8 protein-coding genes are annotated in these 9,902 nt (G+C 69.8%); 3 read left to right on the forward strand and 5 right to left on the reverse strand.

What is annotated here, in order from left to right; all coding sequences use genetic code 11:
• The first annotated feature begins 47 nt into the window (after positions 1-47).
• The 3 genes from VFM98_RS04930 (at position 48) to VFM98_RS04940 (ending at position 4,435) form a co-directional block, all read left to right on the forward strand.
• Complete coding sequence (locus VFM98_RS04930; protein ID WP_325108783.1) at positions 48-3,161, forward strand: efflux RND transporter permease subunit; 3,114 nt, start codon at positions 48-50, stop codon at positions 3,159-3,161.
• A 34-nt stretch (positions 3,162-3,195) separates the two neighbouring features.
• The gene (locus VFM98_RS04935; protein WP_325108784.1) at positions 3,196-3,651 is read left to right on the forward strand and encodes a hypothetical protein; all 456 of its coding nucleotides are present in this window, start codon (positions 3,196-3,198) and stop codon (positions 3,649-3,651) included.
• 109 nt (positions 3,652-3,760) lie between these two features.
• The gene (locus tag VFM98_RS04940) at positions 3,761-4,435 is read left to right on the forward strand and encodes a hypothetical protein (protein ID WP_325108785.1); all 675 of its coding nucleotides are present in this window, start codon (positions 3,761-3,763) and stop codon (positions 4,433-4,435) included.
• Here VFM98_RS04940 and VFM98_RS04945 read toward each other — a convergent pair whose 3' ends face one another.
• From VFM98_RS04945 to VFM98_RS04965, 5 genes are all read right to left on the reverse strand, one after another.
• Positions 4,436-5,134, reverse strand: coding sequence for a 5'-methylthioadenosine/adenosylhomocysteine nucleosidase (locus tag VFM98_RS04945; protein ID WP_325108786.1), 699 nt, complete (start codon positions 5,132-5,134; stop codon positions 4,436-4,438).
• 11 nt (positions 5,135-5,145) lie between these two features.
• Positions 5,146-6,747: an ABC transporter substrate-binding protein gene (locus VFM98_RS04950; protein WP_325108787.1), complete on the reverse strand. Its 1,602-nt coding sequence runs from the start codon at positions 6,745-6,747 to the stop codon at positions 5,146-5,148.
• Positions 6,748-6,793: 46 nt separating this feature from the next.
• On the reverse strand, positions 6,794-7,813 hold the full coding sequence (locus VFM98_RS04955) for a dipeptide ABC transporter ATP-binding protein (RefSeq protein WP_325108788.1): 1,020 nt from the start codon (positions 7,811-7,813) through the stop codon (positions 6,794-6,796).
• Positions 7,810-8,829 carry an ABC transporter ATP-binding protein gene (locus VFM98_RS04960; protein ID WP_325108789.1) on the reverse strand — a complete coding sequence of 340 codons (1,020 nt, stop codon included), beginning with the start codon at positions 8,827-8,829 and terminating at the stop codon, positions 7,810-7,812. The genes VFM98_RS04955 and VFM98_RS04960 overlap by 4 nt, the downstream gene beginning before the upstream one ends.
• A 152-nt stretch (positions 8,830-8,981) precedes the next feature.
• Positions 8,982-9,884 (reverse strand): ABC transporter permease subunit, encoded by a 903-nt coding sequence (locus VFM98_RS04965; protein WP_325108790.1) that lies wholly within the window; start codon positions 9,882-9,884, stop codon positions 8,982-8,984.
• Positions 9,885-9,902: the final 18 nt, after the last annotated feature.

The following is a 9,902-nucleotide window of genomic DNA, read 5'->3' on the forward strand; positions in this document are numbered from 1 at the left end:
GAGCGCGTCGTGGTCCAGGGCGCGTCGCTGGTCAACCAGGTGCGCTGATGTTCGAGCGTCTCGTCCGCTTCTCGCTGCACAACCGGCTGCTGGTGCTGGTGGCCGCCGTGGCCCTCATGGCCTGGGGCGGCTTCACCATGACCCGCATGCCGGTCGACGTGTTCCCCGACCTCAACAAGCCGACCGTCACGCTGCAGGCCGAGGCCGGCGGCATGGCGCCGGAGGAGGTGGAGCAGCTGATCACCGCGCCGCTGGAGACCGCCATGGGCGGCATCCCGGGCGTGGAGAGCATCCGCTCGGTCTCCAGCGTCGGCCTCGCCTTCGTCTACGTCAGCTTCGACTGGAAGACCGACATCTACCGCGCCCGCCAGATGGTGGGCGAACGGCTCGCGCTGGTGCGCGAGCAGCTGCCGCCCGGCATCGAGCACGTGGGCATGGGCCCGGTGAGCTCGGTGATGGGCGAGATCATGACCGTGGCCCTGCCCATCGATCCCTCGAAGATCGGCGCGATGGCGGTGCGCGAGTACGCCGACTTCGTGATCCGGCCGCGCCTGCTGACCATCGCCGGCGTGGCGCAGGTGGTGCCGATCGGCGGCGAGGTGCGGCAGTACCAGGTGCAGCCCGACACCGCCCGCATGGCGGCGCTGGGCGTGGAGCTGGCGGCGATCGAGGAGAGCCTGCGCGACTACTCGGCCAACACCAGCGGCGGCTTCCTGGAACTGAACGCGCGCGAATACCTGGTGCGCAACATCGGCCGCACGACCCGCATCGAGGACCTGCAGCGGCTGCCGGTGGCCTGGCGCGACCACCATCCCGTGAGCCTGCAGCAGGTGGCCTCGGTCACCTTCGCGCCGGCCATCCGGCGCGGCGACGCCGGCTACAACGGCCAGCCGGCGGTGCTGCTCGGGATCCAGAAGCAGCCCGATGCCGACACCGTGCGCCTCACGCACGACGTGGAGCAGGCGCTGGAAGGGCTGCGCAAGAGCCTGCCGGCGGGCATGGGCGCGCCGATGGTCACGATGCGCCAGGCCAACTTCATCGAGGCCTCGGTGCACACGCTGCAGGGCAAGTTCCTGGCCGCGGCGGCGGTGGTGGCCGTGGTGCTGTACCTGTTCCTGATGAACGTGCGCACCACGGTGATCGCCCTCACCGCCATTCCGCTGTCGGTGATGGTGAGCGTGCTGGTGTTCCGCTGGTTCGGCTTCTCGATCAACACCATGACGCTCGGCGGCCTGACGATCGCCATCGGCGGCCTGGTGGACGACGCGGTGGTGGGCGTGGAGAACGTGCTGCGCCGCCTCAAGCTGGACCGGGCGGCGCATCCGAATATGCGCATCGGCCCGCTGGAGCTGGTGGCACGCGCGACCCTGGAGGTGCGCTCGGCCATCCTCTACGCCACCGTGATCATCGTGCTGGTGCTGCTGCCGCTGTTCTTCCTGCCCGGCGTCGAAAGCCGGCTGATGCAGCCGCTGGCCGTGGCCTACATCGTCTCGCTGCTGGCCTCCATGCTGGTGTCGGTGACGGTCACGCCGGTGCTGGGCTACTACCTGCTGCCGCGCATGAAGGGGCTGGAGCACGGCGACACGCGGGTGCAGGCCTGGGTCAAGCGGCGCTATTCCAACGCGCTCGGCGCCGTGCTGCGCTGGCCCCGGCCCTGGCTGGCGGCGGGTGCAGTGGCGGTGGCACTGGCGGCCGTGGCCGTGCCCTTCTTCCCCACCACCTTCCTGCCCCCTTTCAATGAAGGCGCGGTGCTGGTGGGCCTGCGGCTGAACCCCGGCACCACGCTGGCCGAAAGCGCGCGCCTGGGCACCGCGGCGGAGAACCTGGTGCGGGCCGTGCCCGAGGTGCTGCACGTGGGCCGGCGCTCCGGCCGGGCCGAACTCGACGAACACGCCGAAGGCGTGCACGTGACCGAGCTGGACGTGCAGCTGCGCCGCAGCGAGCGCAGCGCGGAGGCGGTGCACGCGGACCTGCGCAAGAGCGTTTCCACGCTGCCGGCCTCGATCGAGATCGGGCAGCCGATCAGCCATCGCATCGACCACATGCTTTCGGGCGTGCGCACGCAGATCGCGGTGAAGATCTACGGCGACGAACTCGACACGCTGCGCGGCCAGGCCGAGGCGCTGCGCCAGCGCCTGGCGGCGATCCCCGGCGTGGTGGACCTGCAGGTGGAAAAGCAGGTGCTGACGCCGCAGATCCGCGTGCGGGTGGACTACGACCGCGCGCTCGGCTACGGGCTGGCCCCCGCGCGGCTGCTGCGCGAGCTGCAGATGATGATCGCCGGCGAGCGGGTCGCGCAGGTGATCGAGGGCAACCGCCGCTTCGACCTGGTGCTGCGGCTGCCCGAGTCGGCGCGCGGGATCGAGGGCCTGCGCAACCTGTTCATCGCGACGCCCGGCGGGCGCGTGCCGCTGTCGCAGCTGGCGACGGTGGAGGAGGCGGACGGCCCCAACCAGGTCAGCCGCGACGACGGCCGGCGCCGCATCGTCGTCTCCGCCAATGCGCAGGGGCGGGCGCTGAGCGACGTGGTGGCCGACATCCGGGCGGCGACGGCGGCGACCCGGCTGCCCGAGGGCTACTTCATCACCATCGGCGGCCAGTTCCAGGCCCAGGAGGAGGCCAGCCGCCTGATCGGGCTGCTCTCGCTCGGCTCGCTGCTGGCGATCTTCCTGATCCTGTTCTCGCGCTACCGCAGCGGCGTGCTCGCCTCGATCATCCTGGCGAACGTGCCGCTCGCGCTGGTGGGCGCGGTGGCCGGCCTGTGGCTGTCGGGCCAGCCGCTGTCGGTGGCGGCGCTGGTGGGCTTCATCACGCTGGCCGGCATCGCCATCCGCAACGGGATCATGAAGGTCTCGCACTACGTCAACCTGTGCGCCTTCGAGGGCGAGGTCTTCGACGACCGCATGCTGCTGCGCGGCTCGCTGGAGCGGCTGACGCCGGTGCTGATGACAGCGCTGGTGGCGGCGCTGGCGCTGGCACCGCTGCTGTTCGAAGCCGACCAGCCCGGCACCGAGATCCTGCATCCGGTGGCGGTGGTGATCTTCTCGGGCCTGATCACGTCCACGCTGCTGGACGCGTTCCTCACGCCCGCGATGGTGAAGCTGTTCGGCCAGCGCGCAGTGGAGCGCCTGGTGGGGCAGTCGGGCAGCGAGGCTTTCTAGCCGTTTTCTTCAATCCACGAGGAGGGACTTTCCAATGAACATCCGGATCCGCACTCTCGCCCTGGCCGCGGCGCTGGCCATCGCCGGCGCCGCCAGCGCGCGCGGAGGACACGACGACCACCACGGGCACGACCACCACGGGCACGACCACGCCGCCGGGCACGAGCACCACGGGCACGACGACCATGCCGCGCCCAAGCACGGTGGCGTGACCGTCGAGACCAAGGCGCTCGATTTCGAGATCGTGGCCAGGACGGACCGCGTCCAGGTCTACGTCGGCGAGCACGGCAAGGCCGTGAAGCTGGCCGGCGCCAAGGGCAAGGTCACGCTGCTGCAGGGCGGCGTGAAGAGCGAGGCGGAGCTGGTCCCGGTGGGCGACGACTACCTGGAGGCCAAGGGCAGCTTCCAGGTGGGCAAGGGCACCAAGGGCATCGCGGTGGTGAGTCTGCCGGGCAAGCCGGCCGCGACGGCGCGCTTCGAGCTGAAATAGGTTGCGCCGGCGCGCTCCGCCGCGCCGTCGGTCGGCGAACCCGCGCCGGTGGTCGCGTTCGCGCTGCAACGGCTGTTAGCTTTCGTAGCAGCCTGCCGATGATGGCGGCATGAGGACAACAAGAGGGACGGGCCGCACGCTGCTGGTGGCGGCCCTCCTGGCGGCGCCGGCCGCGTTCGGCGCCGGAGGGCACCACGCGGTCGACGACGCCACCATCCTGCCGCCGGGCGAATGCGAGCAGGAGGATTGGTTCACCCGCAACCAGGGCGGCGAACGCCAGCTGCACGCAGGCTTCAACTGCCGCGCGGGGCCGGTGGAACTGGGCCTCGCCGGCGACCACGCGCACGGCGGCGGCGGCTCGTCCACCGCATGGAACGCGGAAGTGAAGTGGGCGCGCGAGCTCGCGCCCGGGCTGGCCCTTGGCGTGGACCTGCAGCCCGTTTGGGTCGCCCACCGGCATCCGCGCCACGCCATGACACGCGCCGTCGGCATCGTCACCTGGAATGCCGCCAGGGAAGTGGCGCTGCACCTGAACGTGGGGCGCGAATTCGTGCGCGCCGGCCGCGACCTGGCATGCTACGGCGTGGCGGTGGACTGGTCGCCCCGCGAACGCCTCACCTTCACCGGCGAACGCTTCGCCGAGGAGCGCACGCAGTTCGTGCGCGCCGGCGCACGCTGGGATGCCGGGCGCTGGAAGGTGGACTTCAGCCGGGCGCAGCGCCTGGCCGGACCGTCGCCCTCCAGCTGGACGATCGGCTTCACCCTCGCCTTCGGCGAGGAGTGATCAGGCCGCCTCGAGGAAGGCCTGCACGATGGCGGCCGAATGGCGGCTCGCGACCTGGTCGATGAAGCTGAGGAAGTCGCCCTGGGCCTCGTCGTCGGCTCGGTCGGAAACGGTGCGCACCGCGGCGAACGGCACGCCGTAGTCGCGGCACACCTGCGCGAAGGCGGCGCCTTCCATCTCCACGGCCAGCGCCTGCGGCAGCGCGTGCTGCAGCGCCTGGCTTTCGGCGGCGCTGGCGACGAAGCGGTCGCCGCTGACCACCAGGCCGCGGTGCACATGGGTGCCGTGCAGCGCCTGGCGCACCGCGGCGGCCAGTCGCTCCGTGAGCGCCGCGTCGGTGGCGAAGCGGTCGGTGCCGTAGAGCGGCACCTCGTAGCGCGGAAAGAGCGGCGAGGCGTCGAGGTCGTGCTGCAGGAAGCCCTCGGCGATCACCACGTCGCCGCGGTTCACGCCCGGCGCCAGCCCGCCCGCGACGCCGGTGAAGACGATGCGGTCGACGCCGAAGCGCTCGATCAGCGCGGTGGCGGTGGTTGCCGCCGCCACCTTGCCGATGCGCGAGAGCACCGCCACCACTTCCTGCCCGTGCAGGTGCCCCACCCAGAAGTCCCTCCCGCCGGCGGCCTGCTTCTGCTCGTCGGGCAGCAGGGCCAGCACGGCGGAGAGTTCCTCCTGCATGGCGGAGACGATGGCGGTGCGCATGGCCGCGGACCTTACTCCTTGATGTCCACGCCGTAGAACACGTGGCGGCCGAACGGCGACAGCTTGAAGTCCACGACTTCCTTGCGCACCGGCTTCAGCTGCACCGCGTGGGCGATGGTCAGCCACGGCTCCTGCTGCTTGAAGATCACCTGGGCCTGCTTGTAGAGCTTGTCACGCTCCGCCGGCGCGGTGACCGTCTTGGCCTTCAGCACCAAATCCTCGAACGGCTGGTAGCAGAACTTGGCCACGTTGGAGCCGTTGGTCTTGGCCGAATCGCATCCGAGCAGCGTGTGCAGGAAGTTGTCCGGGTCGCCGTTGTCGCCCGTCCAGCCCAGCATGCCCATCTGGTGCTCGCCGGCCTGCATGCGCTTGCGGTACTCGCCCCACTCGAAGGTCTTGATCTCCGCCTTGACGCCGATCTTGGCCAGGTCGGCCTGCATCAGTTCGGCGATGCGCTTGGCGTTCGGGTTGTAGGGGCGCTGCACCGGCATGGCCCACAGGTCGGTGGTGAAGCCGTCCTTGTAGCCGGCCTGGGCCAGCAGCTTCTTCGCGCCTTCGGGATCGTAGGGATCGTCCTTGATCGCGTCGTTGTAGGCCGACATGGTCGGCGGGATCGGGTTCTTGGCGATCACGCCGGTGCCCAGGTACACGCCGTCGAGGATGGCCTTGCGGTTGATGGCCATGCTCACGGCCTTGCGCACGCGCACGTCGTCGAAGGGCTTCTTCGTCACGTTGTACGCGAGGTAGCCGATGTTCAGGCCCGGCTGCTCCAGCACCTGCACCTTCGGATCCTTGCGGATCGCCTCCAGGTCGGCCGGGTTCGGATAGGGCATCACGTGGCACTCGCCCTTCTGCAGCTTGGCCCAGCGCACGGAGGCGTCGGGCGTGATCGAGAACACCAGGTCGTCGATCTTCGCCTTGCCGCCCCAGTACTGCGGGAAGGCCTTGTAGCGGATCACCGCGTCCTTCTGGTACTGGATCTGGAAGAACGGGCCGGTGCCGATCGGCTCCTGGTCGATCTTCTCCGGCGTGCCCGCCTTGAGCATGGCGTCGGCGTATTCCTTGGACTGGATTGCCGCATACGGCATCGCCAGGTTGGCGAGGAAGGGCGCCTCGGGCTTGTTGAGCGTGATGCGCACCGTGTACGGATCGACCTTCTCCACCGACTTCAGCAGCTTGGGCAGGCCCATGTCGTTGAAGTAGGAGTGGTTGGAGCTCGTCACCTTGAAGAAGGGGTTGTCCTCCTTCCACTGGCGCTCGAACGCGAACAGCACGTCGTCGGCATTGAAGTCGCGCGTCGGCTTGAAGGCGCGGTGGCTGTGCCACTTCACGCCCTTGCGCAGGTGGAAGGTGTAGACGGTGCCGTCGGCGGAGATGTCCCACTTCTCGGCCAGGCTGGGGATCACCTTGGTGCCGCCGCGCTCGAACTCGACGATGCGGTTGTAGACGGGCTCGCTGGCGTCGAACGAGGTGCCGGTCGTGTTGACGCCGGGGTAGAAGTTCTCGGGGCTGCCTTCGGAGCAGAACACCAGGGTCTTGGCCTGGACGCCGGCCGCGGCGGCGAGGGCGAGTGCAGCGAGGGCGAAGTGCTTGGCGAACGGGACTCTCTTCATACGGACTCCTTTTTTCGATTCCGGCCGGGCCGGGAGGGACACATTCTCAGGCGGGCACGGCCGCGCTTAGAGCCTCCTGCTCCTCGGGGAAACCCTTGGCCAGGAAGTCTTCAGCGAAGTGACAGGCCACCAGCCGTCCGTCCACCGGAAGCGGCAGCGGGCGCTGCGCGTGGCAGACCTCCTGCGCGTAGGGACAGCGGCTCGAGAACACGCAACCGGCCGGCGGATGCAGCGGCGAGGGCAGCTCCCCCTGCAGCACGACGCGCTTCCTCTTGCGCCCGCCGATACCCGGGGTGGAGGCGAGCAAGGCGTGCGTGTAGGGATGCAGCGGCTGCGCGAAGATCTTCTGCCGCGGCCCCTGCTCCATCACGTGGCCGAGGTACATCACCAGCACGTCGTGCGCGATGTGGCGCACCACGGCGAGGTCGTGCGAGATGAAGAGGTAGGCCAGCCGGAATTCCTGCTGCAGGTCCGCGAGCAGGTTGAGCACCTGGGCCTGGATCGACACGTCCAGCGCGGACACCGGCTCGTCGGCCACCACCAGCTTCGGCCCCGGCATCAGGGCGCGCGCGATCGCGATGCGCTGGCGCTGGCCGCCGGAGAACATGTGCGGATAGCGGTTGGCGTACTCGGGCCGCAGGCCCACCTGGGCCAGCATCGCGCGGGCGCGCTCGGCGCGCTCGGCCGGCTTGAGATCGGTGTTGATCGCCAGCGGCGCCTCCAGCACGGCGCTGATCTTCTTGCGCGGATTGAGCGAGCCGTAGGGGTTCTGGAACACCAGCTGCACCGCCTGGCGCAGCCGCCGGCGCTCGCTGGCCGGCGGGTTCTCGGCATCGGTGCCGTCCAGCACCAGCGAGCCCGCGGTGGGCTTCTCGATCAGCGACACCATGCGCGCCAGCGTCGACTTGCCGCAGCCCGATTCGCCCACCACCGCCAGCGTGCGGCCCTCCTCCAGCGTGAAGGAGACCCCGCCCACGGCCTGCAGCTGGGCCGGCTCCTTGAACATGCCGCGGCGGATCGGGTAGACCTTGCGCAGGTCCTTCGCTTCGACGACCACCTTGTTCATGCAAGCTGCTCCACGCGCACGGGCTGGTCCTGCGCGATGCGCGCATTGCGCTGCGGATCGCCCAGCGGATAGTGGCAGCGCACCTGGCCGCCCTGCCAGGCGCGCAGCTCGGGCCGGACGGCCTGCGAATGCGCCGTGGCATAGGCGCAGCGCGGCGCGAACAGGCAGCCGCCCGGGCGGTCGAACACGCCCGGCACCACGCCGGGGATGGTGGCCAGCCGGTGGCCGGCCTCGCCCTGCTCCGGCAGCGCGGCCAGCAGGGCTTCGGTGTAGGGATGCTGCGGATCGGAGAACAGCTTCTCCACCCGCTGCTGCTCCATGATCTGGCCGGCGTACATCACGGCCACGCGCTGCGCCATCTCGCTCACCACGCCCATGTTGTGCGTGATCAGCACCAGGGCCATGCCGCGCTCCTGCTGCAGCTGGCGCAGCAGGTCGAGGATCTGGGCCTGGATGGTCACGTCGAGCGCGGTGGTCGGCTCGTCCGCGATCAGCAGGCGCGGATTGCAGGAGATCGCCATCGCGATCATCACCCGCTGGTTCATGCCGCCCGAGAGCTGGTGCGGGTAGTCGTTCAGGCGCGAAGCGGCGGCGGGAATGCCCACCTGTTCCAGCAGTTCGACCGCGTGGCGCTCGGCGCTGCGCTTGTCCAGCGGCGAGTGCTGCCGCAGCGCCTCCACCAGCTGGTAGCCGATGGTGAAGCAGGGGTTCAGGCTGGTGGTGGGCTCCTGGAAGATCATCGCCATGTCCTTGCCCACCAGCCGGCGCCGCTCGCGGTCACTGATGCCCAGCAGGTCGTGGCCGGCGAAGCGCAGCGTCTTCGCGCGCACCTTGCCCGGCCAGGCGATCAGGCCCATGAGGGCCATCATGGTCACGCTCTTGCCGGAGCCGGACTCGCCGACGATGCCCAGCACCTCGCCCTGCTCCAGCGCCAGGCTCACGCCCTCCACCGCATGCATCACGCTGCCCTGCGTGGGAAATTCGACGTGGAGGTCTTCGATTTCGAGGAGTGGCATGGGTTAGATACCGAATACCGGACGCAAAGGATCCGCAAAGAACGCAAAGGAAAACCGATGAAGGATTTCATTCATCGAATTGCATTCCTTTCGTGTTCTTTTTGCGTCCTTTGCGTGACCTTTGCGCCCTTTGCGTCCGGCTGTTCGGATGTTCATCGCTTCAACTTCGGATCCAGCGCGTCGCGCAGGCCGTCGCCCAGCAGGTTGAAGGCGAGCACGGCGATCAGGATCATCAGGCCGGGGAAGGTCACGACCCACCAGGCGCGCAGCACGAATTCGCGCGCATCGGCCAGCATCGTGCCCCACTCGGGCGAAGGCGGCTGCGCGCCCAGGCCCAGGAAGCCGAGCGCCGCCGCGTCGAGGATGGCGGTGGAGACGCCCAGCGAGGCCTGCACGATCAGCGGCGCGGCGCAGTTGGGCAGCACCTCGCTGAACATCAGGCGCAGCGTGCCGGCGCCGCTCACGCGCGCGGCCGTCACGTAGTCGCGCGAGGTCTCGGCGATCACCGCGGCGCGCGTGATCCGCACGTAGTGTGGCAGCACCACCACCGCCACGGCCAGCATCGCGTTCACCAGCCCCGGCCCCAGGATCGCGACGATGACGATGGCCAGCAGCAGGCTGGGCAGCGTCAGCAGGATGTCCATGAAGCGCATGATGGCGATCTCGGTGAGGCCGCGCGCGAAGCCGGCCACCAGCCCCAGCGCGATGCCCACCGCCACCGCGATCAGCACCACGGCGATGCCGATCGACAGCGACAGCCGCGAGCCGTGGATCAGGCGCGACAGGATGTCTCGGCCGATCGCGTCGGTGCCCAGCAGGTACTGCGCCGAGCCGCCTTCCTGCCAGGCCGGCGGCTTGAGGAAGGCGGCGCTGTTGGTCGCGTCCGGCGCGTGCGGCGCCACCCAGGGCGCGAACAGGGCCAGCAGCAGCAGGAACGCGACCACCGCCAGGCCGGCGACGGCGCCCTTGTTGGCGGAGAACGAGATCCAGAACTCGCGCAGCGGCCCGGGGGGCGCGGCGGGCACGGGGCTGGCCGGAGGCAACACGGCGCTCATCTCAATGCCCTCCCTGGC

The organism is Ramlibacter sp., from assembly GCF_035706265.1.
In the GTDB taxonomy this organism is placed as follows: domain Bacteria; phylum Pseudomonadota; class Gammaproteobacteria; order Burkholderiales; family Burkholderiaceae_C; genus Ramlibacter.

Bases quoted from the DNA above. Each gene is read 5' to 3' on its own strand.
- VFM98_RS04945 (WP_325108786.1), bottom strand. From the start codon at position 5,134: ATGCGCACCGCCATCGTCTCCGCCATGCAGGAGGAACTCTCCGCCGTG.
- VFM98_RS04955 (WP_325108788.1), bottom strand. From the start codon at position 7,813: ATGAACAAGGTGGTCGTCGAAGCGAAGGACCTGCGCAAGGTCTACCCG.
- VFM98_RS04930 (WP_325108783.1), top strand. From the start codon at position 48: ATGTTCGAGCGTCTCGTCCGCTTCTCGCTGCACAACCGGCTGCTGGTG.
- VFM98_RS04960 (WP_325108789.1), bottom strand. From the start codon at position 8,829: ATGCCACTCCTCGAAATCGAAGACCTCCACGTCGAATTTCCCACGCAG.
- VFM98_RS04965 (WP_325108790.1), bottom strand. From the start codon at position 9,884: ATGAGCGCCGTGTTGCCTCCGGCCAGCCCCGTGCCCGCCGCGCCCCCC.
- VFM98_RS04935 (WP_325108784.1), top strand. From the start codon at position 3,196: ATGAACATCCGGATCCGCACTCTCGCCCTGGCCGCGGCGCTGGCCATC.
- VFM98_RS04950 (WP_325108787.1), bottom strand. From the start codon at position 6,747: ATGAAGAGAGTCCCGTTCGCCAAGCACTTCGCCCTCGCTGCACTCGCC.
- VFM98_RS04940 (WP_325108785.1), top strand. From the start codon at position 3,761: ATGAGGACAACAAGAGGGACGGGCCGCACGCTGCTGGTGGCGGCCCTC.